Origin of the sequence: Shewanella sp. 10N.286.52.E4 (assembly GCF_041468785.1) — a bacterium.
Classification (GTDB): Bacteria; Pseudomonadota; Gammaproteobacteria; order Enterobacterales; family Shewanellaceae; genus Shewanella; species Shewanella electrodiphila.
Genome location: NZ_JBFRJJ010000017.1, coordinates 10851 through 30260, shown reverse-complemented (window position 1 = coordinate 30260; position 19410 = coordinate 10851). Strand labels below are relative to the sequence as shown.

Genomic DNA, 19410 nt, shown 5'->3' with positions numbered 1-19410 from the left:
CCCATGACCACCGAGCTTTACTTTATCTACGACTCACATTGTCCTTGGAGCTATGCGGCAACGCCAATAGCAAATGCATTACAAGAAGCCTACCCAAAGATGCAGGTACATCTATTACATGCTGCCCATTACATGGGTAAAGACAGCGCGGGCGAAGAACAAATGGAAGCGGCAGAAAGAGCCAGTGGACTGAAGTTTGGTCGTGATTATATCCGCTATGCAAACAGCCCTAAAAGCTCAATCAAGACCGCCAACTTAATGGGTTGGATGCAAAGCAAGCAAGCTGACAAACAGCTACCAGTGCTAAATGCCCTGCAAAGAGCACACTTTATTGAAGGCAATCCATTAAATACTAAGCATGATTTCATGGACATTGTAGAGAAATTTAAATTGTCTCCATCTAACAAAATATTCAGAGATGAGCTGAATATGGATGCAGAGTACGTGCTAGAAAGCATCGAAGAAATTCAGCAAATGATCGGTACTAAAAACTTCCCTGCAATGGTGATGACCGTAGGCGACAACGCAATTTTTATCGACCATTCAAAATACATCAGTAGCCCACATGCGGTAGTAGATGCCGTTGAGCAAGAAATCGCTGCTTTTAAATAGCCGTTGTTAAACTGATTTGATAATAATGCTCTTTTTCAAGGCATTTGCTGAAAGTACTTGTTGATAGCTAAATAAAACACGGTTAACGACCGTGTTTTATTATGGCTAAAACTGGTGTGATAAGAGATTGATAACAAGGTAATAAGAGTGTGCTAGCCACCAGGTTTACACCCACCCAGTAACTCCTTTTCTGTAATATCCCATGACTAAGCAGCGCTTCTGTTACAATAGCGCGCATAATTTTCGATATGTACTCATTTGGGATCCATGAAAGAATTTATCATCATTGGCGCAGGCCAGTCTGGCTTGTCTATGGCTTATAACTTATCCAACAATAATAAAGATTACTTAGTACTAGATGCCAATGAACATATCGGCGCTCCTTGGCTTAAAAGATGGGACTCGTTAACCTTATTCACTCCTACTGAGTACAACCATCTTCCTGGGATGAAGTTTCCCTTTCCTAAGGGCTATTACCCTAATAAATATGAAGTGGCCGAATACCTTAAAAGCTATGTCGAGCAATTTAAGATACCAATTGAGTTCAATCAAAAAGTCACATCAGTTAAAAAAGTGAACGGCATTTTCGAAGTCATTACAGGTTCAAGCCATTACCAAGCTAAGCAAGTAATCGTAGCCACAGGTCCGTTCCATACCCCTTATACCCCACCATGTCATCTTGATATTGCCGATAATGTCACCCAGTTGCACAGTGAAAACTATAAGAACCCATCACAACTGCAGGATGGTGATTGCTTAGTCGTAGGTGCGGGAGATTCTGGGGTGCAGATTTTATCTGAAATAGCTGAGACAGGCCGCACAGTGCACTTTTCTGGCACCGATAAAATTGCCGCTATTCCACAAACATTCTTAGGTAAAACACTCTGGTGGTGGTTCAGTAAAATCGGCTTTTTGTCTGTGTCTCGTTATAGCAAAGTCGGCAAATGGCTCAGTAAAGGCGTGCAGCCTGTTATTGGTACTGACGTTAAATCCCTGCTTGCTAAAGATAATGTGATTCATATGGGCAGAACCTTGTCGGCAGATGAGTCTCATATCACCTTCCAAAAAGGCAGTGTCAGTAGTATTAAAAATATTATTTGGGCGACGGGCTTTAAACCTAACTTTTTTTGGATTGATGGGATTTCATTTGATGAAATGAACTACCCGAGCAATTATCGTGGCGTCAGTAGTGATGTTGAAGGACTTTATTTTATTGGCTTACCTTGGCTATACACACGGGGCTCTGCCACCCTCGGCGGTGTTTACAAAGATGCTGAATATTTGATGACGCATATTTTAGATGTCAAAGCCGCTTAATCGTCACGGTTATTTTTCATAGTTAATTATCATGGTTAGCAGCTGCCCTCATCAATAAACAAAAAACACGGCAATTGCCGTGTTTTTGATTATTAAATACTTTGATTCACCTGTGGGCAGAGTTTGAAAGCCGCTTAAAAGCCACTAACGAACCTTAAAGTTCCTTTGGGTATTTTTAACCATCAACATGATAATTAAGGCGGTTAGTGCACCACCGACATGGGCAAAATGAGCAATATTACCGATAGAATACTTTGTCACGCCAAAGAATAAATCACCTAAAATAATCAATGGAACAAAGTACTTAGCACTAATCGGTACCGGCAAGAATATCAGTGATAATTTCGCATTTGGATATTGCATTGCAAAAGCCACTAACACTCCATAAATAGCTCCTGACGCCCCTACTGCTGGGGTATGATAAATGGCCATTAGCTCGATTAACCGATCTTTACCGAGTGCTGTAATCAAATTTTGATCCGCCATGCCCTGAGATAAAATCGCGTCGATATGTGAGCTGCCATAACCCAGCGCCATGATCTCATTAATAATCATGTTGAACTGATAATAATTAGCAAGGGTGTATATCACCGCTGCGCCTATTCCAGTAGCAAAATAAAACAATAAGAACTTAGGTGTTTGCCAAGTTTGCTCTAACGGTGTGCCAAAAGACCACAATGCAAACATATTAAACAGAATATGAGCAATGCTGCCGTGCATGAACATATGCGTAAAAGGCTGCCAAATCTGAAATTGATCGTTAAGTGGAAAGTACAACGCCAGCGACTGTAATTCGGTCACATTTACGAACTCACTTAAGATAAAAATAACCGCATTGATCGCCATTAAATAAATAATGGATTGATTTCTCGCAGGCATAAATAAGCTCCTAATAAACTCTAATAAACTCTAATAAACTCTAATAAACTCTAATAATCCATTATTTAGATAAACTGCCTGAACGGCCAATAGCCAGTAATAACTTACCAACAAGAAAACTACCAATGGCAGTGATTCCTGTGCCCAGTATAGAAATGCCCTCATATAAAGGAGGTACGTTACTGCTCAATAGCATACAACCGCCTAAGAAAATCGCGCCACTTAACACCCCAAAAACTAAGCGATTGATAATGGTATCAAGGTTGCGATGATTGAGGTTTACGTCAAAGTGACCACTGCTGATTTGATGGGTTAATTTGTCGATTTCATCAGGTAAACCATTGATCACCCGCTGCCAACGAGTAGAAATGGTTTGCGCTTGTTTTAATGCATGTAGTGGAGACAACTGCGCTAATTTTATTTTAATCGCATACGGTCTTATCGCATCGCCAACGCTTTTATTACTGCTTAATAATTTCGATGAGCCTTCAAGCATAATTAACACGCGAAACAGCATCGACACTTCTGTGGGGATCACCAACCTATGCTGTTTAATGATCCGAATAAATTCGTTTAACACATCCACGATGGAGACTTGTTTCATGTCCACCTCAAGGTAGTCATGCACAAACTCGCTTATATCTTTCTCAAGTAGCTCATGATCTAGCTGCGGCTGGCTCTGACATAGTCTAATGACATGGTAAGTAAGCTCTTTCGGGTCTTTATCTGCCAATGCAAGCAATAACTCCTGAAATCGTTGCTGCATGTCTTTGCTCAGCCTTGCTGTCATTCCCCAATCCAGTACGCCAAGACGATTGTCTTCTAGTACCCAGATATTGCCTGGGTGAGGATCTGCATGGAAAAAACCTAACTCAAAAATCATATCTAAATAGACTTTAATGCCCACATCAGCAATCTTACTGGTGTCGTATTGTCCCTGCTCCAATGCAGTTTTGTCGGCAATACTAAAGCCTTTTAAGCGCTCCATTACCAACACTCGTTTACTGGATAACTGCTGATAAACATCGGGAATATGAACGTGCGGGTTGGCTTCAAAAAACTGACTGGCTTTTTGCATGCTACGCGCTTCTTTAACGTAGTCGAGTTCATTCAGTAATGACTTAGTAAACTCTAAAATCAAGCTGGTAGGTTGATACAGCCTGAGCTCTTCATGATATTGCTCAACAAGTGAAGCTAACATCTTAAGGATTTCTACATCTGCCAGAATCTTATCTTCAATTCCTGCATGTTGTACTTTGACGACCACTTCATCACCGTCTTGAGTGGTCGCAATATGCACTTGGCCTACAGAGGCTGATGCTAATGGAGTGAAATTAAAATCGATGAATAATTGCTCGAAAGGTATACCAAACTCAGCTTCAATGGTTTTCTTAATTTCAGCTTCTGGATCTGCTGGAGTGCCGGCTTGAAGTTTAGTCAGCTCTTCGGCAATGTCTTGGCCGACCAAGTCTGCTCTGGTACTCAATATCTGGCCCAGCTTGATGAAAGCTGTACCTAATTCACTAAAAGCCAAACGCAAACGAACAGCAACAGAAAGCGAGGCGAGTTGTTGGCCATTTTCATTAACGAATACACTTTTAATAAAAGCGGGGTTCTCTTCTCTTATCCAATTAGCCAAACCATATTTAACTAACACTGTAATAATTTGCTTCGAGCGAGATGAATGATTCATTAACTGTTTAACATTGAATAACTTCATCGATAATCTCATCCTGGTATCAAAGGCCAAAACAATGACCTTATATTGCTAACCAGATTATCCCCAAGCGCAGCGAGTGTACAGTCGTCAGCACGCATTTTTGGTGCGCTAGAGCCTAATTAAGCGCCAAGGCGTGTTATAAACTAAGTGATTCAATTTACGTGCGTATTTTGCAAGGCTATTGCCAGCACAATGAGCATAAAATGGCTTAGCTCGCCAATAGCACGATGAATAAGATTGTTGAAATCAATGATGAAAAATGAACAAAGTAGTGAACAGAAAAGAGTGGTAAAAAGAGTAGTGAACAGAAAAATGTGCCGATAAATGAGGGGGAAATGACTTTTTACAAAAGAGCTTATTCAAGGATAATGATGAAGTGAACCCTCACGATATTATCGCTGAACTAGACTCTATTTTAGGCTCTAGTTAAGGCTAAATGAGAACCACTTATGACGACTCTCACAATAGCTTTAATTTAAAGCCTTTAATCTAAAGACTTTCATCTAAAGTCTTTAACCTAAAGCCTTAAGCTTAGCCCATTCAATTAAGCAATACTTTGCACCTGTGAAGCCAGCAACCAAATCGCTAAGGCAAAAAATATCAGCCCCATAAACTTATTTTGGTAAGTTCTAAATTTATCATTTTTAAGCAGTGGCTTACCTAGGGTTCCCACTAATGCCACCAGCAATAAATTGAATAATAACCCCATTACGTTAAGCAGCAGGCCTAATGCTAACATCTGCTCGCCTGAACTAGCACTAAGCTGAGTAGAGACAAATTGCGGTAAAAAGAGCACGAAGAAGATTAGCGCCTTAGGGTTAAGCAAATTACTCATTACTGCTCGGCGATACAATAATTTGGCTAAGTTATTTTGTTGTTCAATTTCGGGCGCATCAGCCGCACTGCTGCGCATACAATCCCAGCCCATTTTGAGTAAATACGCACCGCCCAATACTCTTAATACTTCTAAAGCAAAAGGGTTCATTGCCACCAGAGCTGACACGCCCATAGCCGCTAGTAAGGTTAAGATTAACCCCGATGTTGCGTTACCAAAGCTGGCGTATACGCCCACTTTACGGCCATAGCTCAAGCTAGAGCTGGCAATCAACAGCATGTCTGGGCCGGGAATTAATAGCAAAGCAACCACAGTGGTTAGATAAACAGGAAGTAGGGCCAGATCGATCATGATGAGTATTAGGTTCGTGATTAAACAAGGCGCGGATTTTACAGCCTTCCAACATGAATAAAAGTCATGTTGTTGTTAAATGAGAGCTAACATTGGCAAATTTTGTTTACAGCTGATGTTCACAACTTAAAAAGCCAGCAATAACCTGCATAAATCAAACTGGAGAACCTTTAATTCGGCTTAACTTGGGGAAGTTTCTTAACCTGTTGTTTAATACTCCATTTAAGCATCATCGGACCCACTAAGGTGGTAATCGCAATAATCACCACTAATTCAGTAAATAATTTACTATCAATAATACCCATTTGATAACCAAGCTCTGAAAATACTAAGCCCACTTCACCTCTTGGGATCATGGCGCTGCCTACCACAGCTTTGGCTTGCCATGTTCTGCCGCCAAACCAGCCTGCGAGCAATTTACTTAAAATCGCTAGCAGCGTCAGCCAAACCAACAGCATGATCCCGCCAGAGCTATAATCTAGATGACTTAAATCTAAACGAATGCCCACGTATACAAAAAATATCGGCGCAAACACATCGACCATGGTTTTAGTGGATATTTCCATCTTGTGAGTAAAAGAAAAAGGGTTCACTAAATAGCGATTGAACGGTGAAGTAAATTGCCGGCTTAACGCTAAGCCCACAGCAAAACCACCTAATAGTGCAGGCGCACCAAACCAATGCGCTAACCATGAAAATAGGCAAATCAACACCATGGTGATGATCACTTCATAACCTGATTTATCAGCAAAGGGTTTGAGTGCACGAGCCAGATACAGCAAACCCCGTGTCACTGGCGGTGTTAAGATTAAAAAAAGCAGCACTTTGGCGGTCAGTATTAACGAACTGGCTAAATCAAACTCTCCAAAGCTTGCAAAGTTAAACAACAAACTTAGCAAAATAACGCCAGAGATATCATCAATAACCGCAGCACCTAAAATCACATTACCAACGTCAGTTTGTGCTTGCTGGGCTTGGCTTAGCACCCGTAATGAAATACCGATGCTGGTTGCTGTTAACGCACAGCCTAAATACAGCGCAGTAAAATATGAATCCGTCAGGTAATAGGCGCTACTGATTCCAATCATAATAATTGGAATGACGATCCCCAAAACAGCGACTAGCGCAGCCCGCCCTCCCGCTTGAGATAAACGCTTAATTGACGTTTCGCAGCCAATGGAAAATAACAGTAAAATGACCCCGAGTTCAGCCAACACCGCCAGTGTCGCATTGGGCGTGACAATGTTGAGAAATGTAGGTCCCAATAACAGTCCAGCTAGGATTTCACCGACGACAGCAGGCAATTGAAGCCGCTCAAATATGCTCCCTAAAACCTTACCGCAAAGCAGAATTAAGCATAACGCGATAATAAACTGCTCTACTGTCATACACGCCTCCTAATCGCTGCGCCTTTGATTAAATATTGAGCTTATCAATGATAAAGATCAAGGAGTAAATCAGCTGTTTTGGTACATTTGACTTAGGTAATGTATGAAGGAATATATCAGGAGGTTGCCATGGATAAGCTATATATTATTGCTCAAAAAAATCAGCAACAAGCCAATGCGATGAGTGCGGGAATTGAGCTAGCTAAAAAAATGAATCTACAGCCTGAAATAGCAGCCTATAGCTACGAATCATTCAGCGGTGATGCCTACTATAATCCACGAATCGCCGCCGATGTACGTCAGCAAATTCTAGCGACACAGAAGCTAGAGCTAGAACAACAACTCAGCGACATAGCTGCTGACATGACTCCAACGGATATGCCCTTCAACACCCCATCCAAGATCCCATTCAACATCACATGGTGTAAAGATTTAGCCGAGCATGCCTGCCAGCAGGCTAAACCTCAGCAATACGCGATGATGTTAAAGGCTATCCATGAGTCCGATTATTTTCTACCTGCTGATTGGCAACTGATCCGCCACACTAAAGTACCATTAATGCTGTTAACTCATAATCTGCTTAGTAAAGCAGGGACAATTTTAATGGCGGTGGATTTGGGCAGTAACAAACCCGTTAAAAAAGCACTCAATCAAGCGGTGATTAACCAAGCACGCCGTCTAGCAGAAGTCACAGGTCACGAGTTGCACCTTGGGTTTGTAATCAGAATTCCTAAAATACTACGCGATATGGATATATTAAATAGCCGCGTACTGATTAAAGAAGCTTACGATAAGCATCAACAAGCCATAGAACAAATTGGTATTGATAGAGACCATGTTCATATTTTGGCAGGTAACCCTGATATGTGTTTGTTTGAACTCAGCTGTCGATTAAATGCCGAATATTTAGTGATGGGCGCTGTGCAGCGACAAGGCATTATGGGCAGAGTGATAGGCAATACAGCGGAGGCTATTTTAGCGCGAAGCCGTAGTCATATTTTGTTGATTCCTCAGCAAGCCGTTGATTGATTAACTGGTTGATTAATTGATAAGGCGCCAAACTAACCCACCATTAAGTTAGACACAAAAAAGGCTTAGTCATGATTACTAAGCCTTTAAAATGCGAAATTTTACCGTACTACTTAACGGTAAAATGCTTCAACTGTGCCTTTAACTGTCATTAATAAAGGTTGACCGCGACGATCTAACGCCTTGCCTGCTGGCACTTTAACCCAACCTTCACTGATGCAGTACTCTTCAACATCAAAACGTTCTTTGCCATTAACTTTGATGCCAATGTCATTTTCAAAAACAGCTTCAACATGATGTGGGCTGCGTGGATTAACAGAAAGGCGATCAGGTAAAGCGGGTTGTGAAGTTGTATCGTTCATGAGCATGCTCTGTAGTAATAGAATCTAGCGCTATTGTAGGCAATACAGGCGCTTTGCTCAAGTGTAGCCATCATATACTCATGAATAAATGCTGCAGCAAGGATGTTTGATTAACGGTGTCAGTGTCACCTATACCTCTAGGCGTCGTTTAAAACAGACATAACAATAAAAGTAACCGAAAATCATCGATAAACTCACTAACAAAACAATGATAAATCGAGTAGAGCTTTACCAGAAAGCAGACGATTAAAAACGGATTTAAAATCTTAGTTTAAAAGTCACGTTAATAGGCAAATTACTGCTTCTAGCTAGGTGGGCAAGAATTAGTGCCAACAAAGGTTAACGACAAGTTAAATTCGTTAAAAAACTTTACATCTTTTTGACTAAATGAGTATTGACACAGAAGTGCAAGATGGAGGATATTCTCACCTAGAATTATTGAAGGTAAATCACACTTTATAAATAAATAATTTGCTAAAAATAAATAATGTTTCAGTAGCGTATTGAAACAGCACTCAACTGCTGTTATCGGACAACTATAATAATAATTATTGGAATAATTTTAATTGCCGGTGACGCAATATTTACTCATTTTTGGGGACAAGCACATGCTATTTGAAGGTAAGTTAATTTCTGACTGTCCAATCCGTCAAAAAATTCGCGATTTTTATCGTATAGATGAAAACATCGCAGTAGATCATATTCTCCCTCTAGCAGAAATTAACGTTAGCGCCCGAAGTAAGGCGTGGGAACGCGCACGCCAAATGGTCTTGAAAATTCGTCAAGATCAATCAGGCAATGGTGCAATCGATGCCTTACTTAATGAATATTCACTTTCAAGTGAAGAAGGCGTGGTATTGATGTGCTTGGCAGAAGCACTTTTACGCGTACCTGATAAACATACCCAAGATGTGCTTATTCGCGACAAAATCTCCCAAGGCCATTGGAGCAACCATTTAGGTAGCAGTGACTCATTATTTGTTAATGCTTCTTCGTGGGGCTTATTAATCACAGGCTCAGTGGTAGATTATGCCGATAGACGTACCAAAGATCGCTTTGGATTATTGAAGAAAACCATTGGCCGCCTAGGCGAACCCGTCATTCGAAAATCAATGAACTACGCCATGAAAATCATGGGCAAGCAGTTTGTGATGGGTGAAACGATCGTCGCAGCAACTGAGCGTGCTGCCACAAAAGAGCAACAAGGTTACGTGTATTCCTATGACATGCTAGGTGAAGGCGCTCGTACTATGGACGATGCCAACCGATATTTAGCATCGTACCAAGACGCCATCGAAACCATTGGTAAAGTCGCCCAAGCGTCTGGTAAAAATGATCCTAGAAAAGTCCCTGGCATTTCTGTAAAGCTTTCTGCTATTCATCCTCGTTACGAATTTACCCATAAATCACGAGTGATGAACGAAATAGTGCCAAAGCTTAAAGCCCTATGTTTACAGGCCAAAAAGTATAACATTGGCTTGACCGTTGATGCTGAAGAGTCTGAACGATTAGATATTTCACTTGATGTTATCGAAGCCGTATTTAGCGACGACGACTTAGCGGGTTGGAACGGCTTTGGTATTGCCTTACAAGCCTACCAAAAACGCGCTATTTTTGTGGTTGATTGGCTACGCGAATTAACGGTGCGTGTTGGCCGCAGAATGATGGTGCGCTTAGTGAAAGGCGCCTATTGGGATACCGAAATTAAGAATGCCCAAAAGGATGGCCATAGTCACTTCCCTGTATTCACCCGTAAGTCATCGACTGATGTGTCATTCCATGCCTGTGCCAATAAATTATTAGGCTACAGAGACACTATTTATCCACAGTTTGCGACTCATAATGCTTATACAGCAGCCACCATTGTAGAGCTTGCTGGTGATGATAAAGAAGGCTTCGAATTCCAGTGTTTACACGGCATGGGCGATTCACTTTATGATCAAATCGTCAGTGGCGAACACATTCAATGCCGCATTTATGCGCCTGTGGGTCACCATGAAGATTTACTCGCTTATTTGGTTCGTCGTTTATTGGAAAACGGTGCCAACTCATCATTCGTTAATGCCATTGTTGATGAGTCAAAACCGGTTGAGTCACTACTTGAAGATCCAGTAGAAAAAACTCAGCGATTAAAAGAGAAATACAATCAGCAAATCCTTAAACCGATTGCTTTATATTACAGTGAAGATGGCGAAAATCGTGATAATTCAAAAGGTTTAGATTTAACCAACATCAACGAGATCACGCCACTAAAAGAATCACTTGATAACTGGTTTACTAACAAACAACTTAATGCCACTGATGTGCCAGAAGGCGCTGTGGCAGTGAAAAATCCTGCCAATCATAATGAAATCATTGGCTATCACCATTTCCACGATAAAGATGCCATGCTGGCGATGATCGACACTGCGCAAACGGCATTCGCTTCATGGTCACAAGTATCTGTCATTGAACGCGCCGCGCTATTAACTCGTATCGCAGATATCTTAGAGCGTCATACCGACGAACTGATTGCGTTATGTATAAAAGAAGCCGGTAAAGTTGCTCAAGACGGTATCGATGAAGTACGAGAAGCTGTCGATTTTTGCCGTTATTACGCTAACCGAGCCATTGAATTAGCTGAAGATGACCGCATAGAGCCGCGCGGTGTGGTGTTATGTATTAGCCCTTGGAACTTTCCATTAGCTATTTTCTTAGGCCAAGTTGCTGCAGCCATTGCCACCGGTAATACCGTGTTAGCAAAATCAGCAGAACAAACCAGCTTAATTGCTCTGCGCGCCATTGAACTGATGAAGTATGTTGGTCTGCCAACTGGTGTAGTTCAAGCTGTGATTGCTCCAGGTAGCCTAGTCGGTAGTGTTATCCTGCCAGATGAGCGCATTCAAACTGTGATGTTTACAGGCTCAACTGAAACAGGTACTAAGATTTCGCAAATCTTGTCTGAGCGCGGCGGCCATCAAGTGCCATTGATTGCTGAAACTGGCGGTCAAAATTGTATGATAGTTGATTCAACCGCTTTGCCAGAGCAAGTTGTGGATGATGTTATATCATCAGGCTTCCAGTCTGCGGGTCAACGTTGTTCGGCGCTTCGCGTGTTATTTTTACAAGAAGATATTGCTGATAATGTCATTACCATGCTCAAAGGCGCACTGGCTGAATTACACGTTGGTAATCCTGAGTTCCTCAGTACCGATATTGGCCCTGTTATTGATCAAAAAGCACTGAGCGCATTAAACGCCCACAGTGATTACATGAAAGACTATGGTAAGTTGCTATATCAATGCGACATATCTACTGAAGTTGCTGACAATGAACACTTCTTCTTTGCGCCGCGCCTTTATGAAATCAATGACATTAGTGTATTAAAACGTGAAGTATTTGGCCCATGTGTCCATGTGGTACGCTTTAAAGGTGATGAAATAGAAAATGTCATCGAAAGCGTTAATGGCACAGGTTTCGGTTTAACCATGGGCATACACACCCGAATAGAGCACAGAGCAATTGATCTCGCCCGATTATCACGTGCAGGTAATGTATATATCAACCGCAATATGATTGGCGCCATTGTCGGTGTGCAACCATTTGGTGGTCGCGGTCTTTCAGGGACGGGGCCAAAAGCCGGTGGGCCAAATTATCTATCACGTTTGGTAAAAGAAAAAGCCACACCTAATGCCGGTGATTTTGACCTGTTACCGCCGCAAGCTATTGAAAAAGATTGTGATGCACAGTCTATATCCGAAGCAACATTGCTGATGGATAGAGCCAACAAGGTTGAAAAGCAATGGCGTTTAACGGACTTAAACACCCGTACCTCTTGTGTACGTCAGTTACTGGCTAAAATCGCCCAAGTTGATATCGTTGATGACTTAGCAGACGATTTAAATTACACCTTGAAGGTTTCTCGAGATCAATTAATCGATATTGAAAAACTGTTGAAAAAGCCAAAGGTACTGCCTGGGCCAACGGGTGAATCTAATACCCTTTATTTGGAAAACCGCGGCAATATTATTTGTTTTGCCGATGAAAATGTCAGCTTCCACTTCTGGGTACTCTCAATCGTAACCGCATTGGCAACAGGTAATACAGTTATCACCGTGGTGTCTGATTTATACCATGATGAAGCATTGGTATTTAGAGATAAGTTGATAGCAACTGGCGCAGACAAAGATATCTTCCAAGTGGCAAGACATCGTCATTTACCGACACTATTGGCTCATCCTAAATTATCGGGTGTGGTTATTGATGGTAACTGCGATCGTAAACACTACATCAGTGAGAAATTAGCTGAACGTCAAGGTGCGATATTACCTGTGATCAGTTCTGAGTATTTCGATAACTTGATCCTGCGTCTACTGACAGAGAAAACCGTGAGTATTGATATCACGGCATCGGGTGGTAACACCTCTCTGATGACGTTAGTTGAAGATGATTAATACGCTTCAAAGTAGCTTATCCATAAACAGGTAAGCGTGTATTCGCTGTAATAAAAAGCGAACCACTCATGGTTCGCTTTTTTGATGCATTTATTAAAAGCCCAAATGACTGGTAAGCAGTGACTCAACTTAGCCGACATAAGCGAACGATAAATAACATTAGTGCACTAAACGGCAGCCACACACTGTATTACTAGGCTGAAATAACACCACGGCAAAATCCTTTGCTTTATCTTGTTCAATAATCTGCAAGCTAAGGTTATGCATTCCGTCCCTGCTTAAGTTGAGGTTACTGACATAAGAAAGGTAGCGATAGTGCTCAGGAACCTGTTGATGTTCAGCTAACGGGCTTTCTTGTTTGGTATTCACTGAAATATCGTAAATCATGTTTTCAGTATCAATGCTGTTAACCTTGCCTTGCATTGACACTGTGCCAGCTGAACTGCCATCGATATTAAAATAGCGATAATGCACTTGAACCTGGCCATCTTTAGATAATAGATCCACAAGTAAATAATGATTACTATCTTGTTGGTCATTATGATGATTAAACAGCTCAGAGCTGCAGCTGAGCATAAAGCTTGGCGAGCTAGAAGCGGTAAGATTTGCTATCACACCGATACAACTCAACAGTATGGTCAATATGATGATATTGATTACCCAACGCCAATTTTTAACCATGTGAGCACCTCTTAAAAGTACAATCATTGTTAATCCAGCACATAAAATTAATCACAAATTTCAACTCCTTTTAGCCATGCTTGGCTAACAAATTTCTTGGGTTGTCGTAAGTCACTAATTTTTAGATTACGGATAACAGATTGGCCATAATGTTCGCCACGTAAGGTAATATTTAGCACCTGTTCGTCATGGGAGAGAGACAAAAAAACACGTTTCCAAGACGTTGAATTACATTGCGCTAGGCTTTGTTGTAATTGCATCCCCTGCTTTTTTAGTAATGCTAAATTGGTTTTAGAACTAGAATATAAAATCACATCAACTGTTTGGCCTGAAGTCAGTTTTACTGTTGCCGTGCTGTTAGGTAAAACAGGTAACGCTTTAGGTGGCGAGAAACGGATAAACATCAAGCCACTAATTAACAGTGCAACTGCCAAAGTGATAATAGCGATGATGGCAAAGCGTTGAGGGTGAGAAAAAAAATTCACCGATTGCTTACGACTTCGGTGATGCTTTAATAAGTACCCTTGCCCTTTGACAGTCTCAATCAATGACTCATATTGTGGGCCTAAGAATGCTCTTAAAGTAAAAATAGCATGGGTAACCGATGCATCACTTAATGGTTGCTCTTGGCCATTGCCAGTTTTTAATAATGGCTTAGCCACCACTTTACCCTGGTAATCAATTAACAATGTTAGTACTTGTAACTCAGCACGAGGAAGGCGCCAAACTTCATCACTTTGGTTATTAACTAATTCGCCTTTATTAACATCGAATTTGCAATGCCCTAATTGCATCACTTTCCCCACTAAAACGCCTCATTAACCCAGTCTAAAACAACCCATAGATAATTCTGTGATCCTGCTTAATTTAGTGCTTTTAATTGCAATTTTTATGAAGTAAAAAGCAATGAACAACAACAAAATGCGACGTAAATCACACAAATTAACAATATAAATGCAACCTAACGAGTCGTTAAAACAGCCTTTAATGTTAATTAATTTAAAAAAGAACGTGATCGCAATCACGTTAGCAGCCAGCTCAACCCAAAATTCACATTGTTTACTCACTTTACACATGCAATCAACTGCGAATTTAAAGTCCATTTCACAGCCTATATTTCTTCGCTTTACATCACAAAATTAATCCCCCCATCACTTACATTAGATTCATCGAGCAGCGCATTAGCCTCAGATATAGAAACATTGAAGCAGCGCTAAATGAGATAACTCGAACCAATTTAAAGATATAAGCAAGTCATAAAAACAAAACACAAACTGAGTAAAAATAACATTAGATATAGGGTGATTATTATGAGTATGAACAGACGCCAAGCATTAACCCAAATCATTGGAATGAGCACTGTTGCAGCCGGTGCAACATTAGTCGGAACATCCGCTTTTGCAGCTACAGATGCTGATGGAAACTTTAGATTAGAACTCGGTGACAAATTAAAGTATGTACCACTAGATGCAATGGCCACTGCAAAACTGGCTTATGAAACAGGTGGCGGGTGTATGCATCAAGTATTTCATTCCATCGTCACTAAACTAGCCGAATCTTCAAGTGTTGATGCAGAAAACTTTGCCTCAATTCCTACGGCATTAGCAGGCTATGGCTGGGCAGGTATTGTCGGGCAAGGCACCATTTGCGGTAACTTAAACGCAGCAGGTATGTTGATCAACATTCTCGGCGATATTAATGACCAAAATTCAGCCGTTATTTCGGCCTCTTTCCGCTACTACGAAAGAGAAGATTTACCACTATCATCTGACGAGTTTGTGGCAGGTATTGGCTCAACAGCAGAGAAAAGCGAGCTTGTGGGTAAAACTTCAGTGGCCAACAGCCCATTATGTCATTCATCAATCAGTAATTGGTCAGGTGCTAACGGCGGTAAACCTTTCGTCGAAAAAGGCGAACGTTGTAAACGATTATCAGCCAGTATGGCTTACTACATTGTTGACTTACTTAACCGCGCTTATGCTGGTGAAGTCATTGGAGCTCTACCTGAAGCGATGGCTTCAGAAGAAACTCAAGCCTGTCAAACCTGTCATGGCACAACTGAAACTATGGGCTCAGCTGCCAGTGTTAAAGGTGACTTAGAGTGTCAAACTTGTCATACCGGACATTTCAATTAAGGAGCTCATTATGAAACTTAAATTATTGAGCGCCTTGCTGGCTAGCTCCCTACTGCTTATAGGGTGTGGAAGTGACGACGATACCAGTGCACCGGATCCAGTCGATCCGCCTGTAGTTGAACCACCAGTAACCGATCCTGTTGATCCACCAGCGAGTGAAGTGGTGAAGATTGATGATGCCGATATGATAGTGTTAACGGTTGATGAGTTTGATGCTGCCACTGGCGCATTAACCTTCACCCTAGATAATGGCGATGAAAAAGCCATCACCGATGCCAGCACTTACGACATTATCTACTTAGGTTATCCCGACCCTAATGCATCATCTTCTAACGCTAAAGCTTGGAAACGCTGGCATGTTAGTCAAACGTTTAGCTGTGATCCTACAACTGAAGATGAATGCAGTGGCGTATTAACCGAAACCGAAACTGAAGGACAATACACTTTTAACGCGATAGACCTAGATCTTGAAAGCAAAGCCTCAGCAGGTGCTGTAGCACTTTATAAAGTCGCAATTCAAGTTCATGGGGTAAAGGCCACTAATGAATTCGAGCTCATTCCCGCTGGAGAATAGCCATCACCCGGCCTGATCCGATCCCCATAAAAGGCATTAGGCATTCACAGCCGTAGCGGTTTGCTACGGCTTTTTTTGTTTGGTGCACGATCTAAACCAAAGCCAACCTCATAGGTTTAAAATTCAATTACTTAACCATAAATCATAACCTTAAAAGGCAACGACCAACTTAAAACTGAGTTTAGACACAATTAGTAAGTCCAAATTGACAGAAGAAAGTGTTGGCTATCATCAAATATATTCAATTTCATCTCCAATAAATTCAAAAAATGTCTGCTAAATAGCAACGTAATTTATTTATAGAAAAGCTAAAGACAGGATAGCTTTTAATTAAATTTCAATTAGATAATTCAACCTTTACCTGTTTTTTATTTGTTAAAACTGTAAGATAACCGCTGCCAAAAAGTGAACAAGCCTAATGCACGTTTTTTGGCAAAAATATTTAAACCACTCATTAATACACGAGTAAGTAGAAACTATGTTTTTTTATATAACAGGGTTATGTGTACTCATTATTATTTTGTGTGCAGCTCTTTACGTCATCTATCAAAACTTGAATAGAGACCGTTTAAAGAAAGCGCGAGAATATAATGTGTTATTTGATGAAGATACAGTCGTTGATGAGTTAATCACTCAACTGATTGAGAAGAATCAACATCAAGAAAATGAAGAAAAAAAAACACAAAGTAAGCAGGACATACTTGCCACCTTTATCGATTTACATCGTTCTGGCAGTTTCTGCGCTCACCTGAGCGAGGAAGAAATCACTTACTTCGTTAAAAAGAAATTACATATGGAGAATGAAAGACATGGAAAGTCAGTCACTAGAGACTAAACCCAATTTAGCAAGTCGAATCGGACGTCGGAATATTATTTTAATCGCAGCATTTATTACGGTTATTGCTGTAATTGCTATCTTAGTTTCTCAAATGATTGCATGGAATGAAGCGGACGAAAGATTAGTTCATCAATCTGCATTTACCGGAAATTTAACGGTTATCAACCAAGCTGGTCCATACTTTAAAGCCTTTGGGACAATATCGGCCTATAACAAGGTTATCTCAATCAACTTCACCGGTGATAAAGCGGCTACTGCGAGTGCATTGGTTCCATTAATTCCTATTCGCTTTCTTGATACGACTACTGGTGATGCCAGAGGTGTCGCTCGTTTTAGACTACCAGGCAATGTGCCAGCTAATGAAACTGGGCAACTTAGAGGGTTATTGAAAATTCATGAAGAGTTTGGCTCTCAAGAGACATTGGTATCTAACCTTTTACTGCGTGCGACCACTGAAAATGTCAAAGCGTCAGCCAGAATGATGTCTGTTGAACAGCATTATTCGGGTGGTAATGGTCAGTTAAGCCAGGACTTTTCTGATCAACTAGTGAACGGGATTTTTGTTACTGAGCAAACATTTGGCTCTAACCGTAATGATAATTCGAATGAACCTAACGAGTTAAGTAAGCAGCAGCGAGTAACAATTAAAATCAAGCAAGATAATGAAGGTCATAAGTTACGTAATGCACCAATATTAGGCTCGTATGGTATTACAGTTGTAGATGCCAGCATCATTGATATTGAATACGAAAGCAAAGTGAACTCTCGACTTGAAGCGCAAAAGCAAGCTGCTGCTGACGAAGCGCTGGCAAGACAAAATCTGAAAAAAGCTGAACAACAGGCTCGCACAGAAGTTGCTTTGGGTGAGCAGGCCATTGCTAAGCAAAGAGCAGAGTCTGAAAAGCTAAAAATCAAAGAGCAAATCGATGCCGAAAGAGTTAAAGCTAATGCGATTATTTCTGCTGAGCAACGTGTAGCCGTTAAATCTCAGTTAGCGTTAGAGCAGGCTGAAATATTAAAGCAACAGCGTCTAGAAGCTATGGGGATGGATGTTCTTGCAGAGGCTCGTCAGCGCGCAAAATCTGCCGCATTGGATCCAAAATATGTATTTGATGAAACTTTGAAAGCCGAGGTTAAAATTCAAACAGCATTGTTTAATAGTCTCGGTAATAGTCGTTTAGTGCCAGAGATTGTGATTGGAGGCGGCCAAGGTGAACAAAATAATGGTTCTGAATTTATGCGTTTACTTGCCGCTGATGCCGCATTAAACCTTAAGAAACGTCTAGAAAATAAATAGCTCGTTTAAGTTTTACTGGAACTAGTGAGATAATTTGTCACCAAAGTAAAATTGATTCAGGTGTAATAAAAATGCCATCCAGTGAGTACTGTGATGGCATTTTTTTCAGTATTGGTTTTAGCTGTATTTATATTTGCGAAAGAATGCAGCTGCAAACTATCTTACTGTTGATAACTGAAATGTTCGCTTGTTTATCACCAAAGTATTTATAACATCCAAAGTATTTATAATATCCAAAGTAATTCATCAATTATCATAAATAGCTAATTCACTTTACGGCAAGGTGCCGTTTATGAAAGTTTATCGATTTTACTCAACAGCTCGAAGTAAGAATGCTGTCGCTGCTTCAGCGTAATGCTCAATTTCACTTCGTGTCGGTGAAGTCATGCCCATTAACACCTTATTTCTATGGTTTAATAACATCCCTAGCCACAGCTCAACTGTGGTTTCAATGTCAGTGACGTTGAATCTTTGTTGGAAAAAATCAATTAATACTCGCTGCACGTCATCAGGCCCAACACTAAAAAAACTAGTAATTATTTCAGGGCTGTTTCCACTTTCAGCTACCAGTAATCTAAAAGTCGCAATGTGCTCATCAGATAAATGGAAACTGATGTACTCAATTGCAAAACCAAGCAAAGCGGCATGATTATCATCCAGTGATAAATATTGCGTTGCCTTATCATCGAACTGACTTCCCATATGCTCCAGGGTTGCCTTAAATAAGACTTCTTTAGAAGCATAATAGCGATATACGGTTTGCTTGGTCATTTGTGCTTCACTTGCAATACAATCCATATTCGCAAGGCCATAACCCGCAGTTAAAAACTGTTCTTGCGCAGCACGTAAAATAGCCAGTCTCTTCTTTTGTTTATTTTGTTCAATTTTGCTCATCTGGCTCCCTCATTCGCGATTCTTACTTCAATTCTTACTTCAATTCTTACTTCAAGCCTTACTTC

General features: G+C 40.8%; 16 protein-coding genes. 8 read left to right on the top strand and 8 right to left on the bottom strand.

Going from position 1 to position 19410, the window contains the following annotated elements; translation table 11 throughout:
* The first annotated feature begins 3 nt into the window (after window positions 1–3).
* On the top strand, window positions 4–612 hold the full coding sequence (locus tag AB4153_RS09030; RefSeq protein WP_102529329.1) for a protein-disulfide isomerase: 609 nt from the start codon (window positions 4–6) through the stop codon (window positions 610–612).
* Window positions 613–879: 267 nt separating this feature from the next.
* Complete coding sequence (locus AB4153_RS09025; protein ID WP_229369130.1) at window positions 880–1929, top strand: NAD(P)/FAD-dependent oxidoreductase; 1050 nt, start codon at window positions 880–882, stop codon at window positions 1927–1929.
* 144 nt (window positions 1930–2073) lie between these two features.
* On the opposite strand, the gene AB4153_RS09020 is transcribed toward AB4153_RS09025, so the two are convergent.
* The 4 genes from AB4153_RS09020 to AB4153_RS09005 all read right to left on the bottom strand — a co-directional run bounded on the left by AB4153_RS09020 (window position 2074) and on the right by AB4153_RS09005 (window position 7102).
* Entirely contained in the window at window positions 2074–2808 is a 735-nt protein-coding gene (locus AB4153_RS09020; RefSeq protein ID WP_303515111.1) for a rhomboid family intramembrane serine protease, read from the bottom strand.
* 61 nt (window positions 2809–2869) lie between these two features.
* Window positions 2870–4528 (bottom strand): AarF/ABC1/UbiB kinase family protein, encoded by a 1659-nt coding sequence (locus AB4153_RS09015; protein WP_157936239.1) that lies wholly within the window; start codon window positions 4526–4528, stop codon window positions 2870–2872.
* A gap of 544 nt (window positions 4529–5072) precedes the next feature.
* Entirely contained in the window at window positions 5073–5714 is a 642-nt protein-coding gene (locus tag AB4153_RS09010; protein WP_198589607.1) for a LysE family translocator, read from the bottom strand.
* Between the two features lie 170 nt (window positions 5715–5884).
* Complete coding sequence (locus AB4153_RS09005) at window positions 5885–7102, bottom strand: cation:proton antiporter (RefSeq protein WP_371997115.1); 1218 nt, start codon at window positions 7100–7102, stop codon at window positions 5885–5887.
* A gap of 129 nt (window positions 7103–7231) precedes the next feature.
* Here AB4153_RS09005 and AB4153_RS09000 point away from each other — a divergent pair, with 129 nt between their 5' ends.
* Window positions 7232–8131, top strand: a complete 900-nt coding sequence (locus tag AB4153_RS09000; protein WP_371997114.1) for a universal stress protein — start codon at window positions 7232–7234, stop codon at window positions 8129–8131.
* A gap of 113 nt (window positions 8132–8244) precedes the next feature.
* On the opposite strand, the gene AB4153_RS08995 is transcribed toward AB4153_RS09000, so the two are convergent.
* On the bottom strand, window positions 8245–8493 hold the full coding sequence (locus tag AB4153_RS08995; protein ID WP_102529336.1) for a DUF3297 family protein: 249 nt from the start codon (window positions 8491–8493) through the stop codon (window positions 8245–8247).
* Between the two features lie 608 nt (window positions 8494–9101).
* On the opposite strand from AB4153_RS08995, the gene putA reads away from it, so the two are divergent.
* Window positions 9102–12926: a bifunctional proline dehydrogenase/L-glutamate gamma-semialdehyde dehydrogenase PutA gene (gene putA / locus AB4153_RS08990; protein ID WP_371997113.1), complete on the top strand. Its 3825-nt coding sequence runs from the start codon at window positions 9102–9104 to the stop codon at window positions 12924–12926.
* A 159-nt stretch (window positions 12927–13085) separates the two neighbouring features.
* On the opposite strand, the gene AB4153_RS08985 is transcribed toward putA, so the two are convergent.
* Both AB4153_RS08985 and AB4153_RS08980 read right to left on the bottom strand, forming a co-directional pair.
* Window positions 13086–13607, bottom strand: a complete 522-nt coding sequence (locus tag AB4153_RS08985) for a hypothetical protein (RefSeq protein ID WP_229369135.1) — start codon at window positions 13605–13607, stop codon at window positions 13086–13088.
* Window positions 13608–13654: 47 nt separating this feature from the next.
* Window positions 13655–14413, bottom strand: coding sequence for a winged helix-turn-helix domain-containing protein (locus AB4153_RS08980; protein WP_248955470.1), 759 nt, complete (start codon window positions 14411–14413; stop codon window positions 13655–13657).
* Between the two features lie 504 nt (window positions 14414–14917).
* On the opposite strand from AB4153_RS08980, the gene AB4153_RS08975 reads away from it, so the two are divergent.
* The 4 genes from AB4153_RS08975 (at window position 14918) to AB4153_RS08960 (ending at window position 18451) form a co-directional block, all read left to right on the top strand.
* Window positions 14918–15742: a cytochrome c3 family protein gene (locus tag AB4153_RS08975; protein ID WP_102529341.1), complete on the top strand. Its 825-nt coding sequence runs from the start codon at window positions 14918–14920 to the stop codon at window positions 15740–15742.
* A 10-nt stretch (window positions 15743–15752) separates the two neighbouring features.
* A complete protein-coding gene (locus AB4153_RS08970; protein ID WP_102529342.1) occupies window positions 15753–16316 on the top strand; it encodes a hypothetical protein in 564 nt (187 codons plus the stop codon).
* A gap of 478 nt (window positions 16317–16794) precedes the next feature.
* Window positions 16795–17151, top strand: coding sequence for a methanolan biosynthesis protein EpsI (locus AB4153_RS08965; protein ID WP_229369137.1), 357 nt, complete (start codon window positions 16795–16797; stop codon window positions 17149–17151).
* Window positions 17126–18451, top strand: a complete 1326-nt coding sequence (locus tag AB4153_RS08960) for an SPFH domain-containing protein (RefSeq protein WP_229369138.1) — start codon at window positions 17126–17128, stop codon at window positions 18449–18451. Before AB4153_RS08965 ends, AB4153_RS08960 begins: the two co-directional genes overlap by 26 nt.
* Window positions 18452–18760: 309 nt before the next feature.
* Here AB4153_RS08960 and AB4153_RS08955 read toward each other — a convergent pair whose 3' ends face one another.
* A complete protein-coding gene (locus tag AB4153_RS08955; protein WP_371997109.1) occupies window positions 18761–19345 on the bottom strand; it encodes a TetR/AcrR family transcriptional regulator in 585 nt (194 codons plus the stop codon).
* Between the last annotated feature and the right edge of the window lie 65 nt (window positions 19346–19410).

What these genes read in the sequence shown, in the direction of transcription:
- AB4153_RS08970 (WP_102529342.1), top strand. Translation starts at nt 15,753, where the DNA reads ATGAAACTTAAATTATTGAGCGCCTTGCTGGCTAGCTCCCTACTGCTT.
- AB4153_RS09020 (WP_303515111.1), bottom strand. Translation starts at nt 2,808, where the DNA reads ATGCCTGCGAGAAATCAATCCATTATTTATTTAATGGCGATCAATGCG.
- putA (WP_371997113.1), top strand. Translation starts at nt 9,102, where the DNA reads ATGCTATTTGAAGGTAAGTTAATTTCTGACTGTCCAATCCGTCAAAAA.
- AB4153_RS08965 (WP_229369137.1), top strand. Translation starts at nt 16,795, where the DNA reads ATGTTTTTTTATATAACAGGGTTATGTGTACTCATTATTATTTTGTGT.
- AB4153_RS09010 (WP_198589607.1), bottom strand. Translation starts at nt 5,714, where the DNA reads ATGATCGATCTGGCCCTACTTCCTGTTTATCTAACCACTGTGGTTGCT.
- AB4153_RS08975 (WP_102529341.1), top strand. Translation starts at nt 14,918, where the DNA reads ATGAGTATGAACAGACGCCAAGCATTAACCCAAATCATTGGAATGAGC.
- AB4153_RS09015 (WP_157936239.1), bottom strand. Translation starts at nt 4,528, where the DNA reads ATGAAGTTATTCAATGTTAAACAGTTAATGAATCATTCATCTCGCTCG.
- AB4153_RS09030 (WP_102529329.1), top strand. Translation starts at nt 4, where the DNA reads ATGACCACCGAGCTTTACTTTATCTACGACTCACATTGTCCTTGGAGC.
- AB4153_RS08985 (WP_229369135.1), bottom strand. Translation starts at nt 13,607, where the DNA reads ATGGTTAAAAATTGGCGTTGGGTAATCAATATCATCATATTGACCATA.
- AB4153_RS09000 (WP_371997114.1), top strand. Translation starts at nt 7,232, where the DNA reads ATGGATAAGCTATATATTATTGCTCAAAAAAATCAGCAACAAGCCAAT.
- AB4153_RS08955 (WP_371997109.1), bottom strand. Translation starts at nt 19,345, where the DNA reads ATGAGCAAAATTGAACAAAATAAACAAAAGAAGAGACTGGCTATTTTA.
- AB4153_RS08995 (WP_102529336.1), bottom strand. Translation starts at nt 8,493, where the DNA reads ATGAACGATACAACTTCACAACCCGCTTTACCTGATCGCCTTTCTGTT.
- AB4153_RS08960 (WP_229369138.1), top strand. Translation starts at nt 17,126, where the DNA reads ATGGAAAGTCAGTCACTAGAGACTAAACCCAATTTAGCAAGTCGAATC.
- AB4153_RS09025 (WP_229369130.1), top strand. Translation starts at nt 880, where the DNA reads ATGAAAGAATTTATCATCATTGGCGCAGGCCAGTCTGGCTTGTCTATG.
- AB4153_RS09005 (WP_371997115.1), bottom strand. Translation starts at nt 7,102, where the DNA reads ATGACAGTAGAGCAGTTTATTATCGCGTTATGCTTAATTCTGCTTTGC.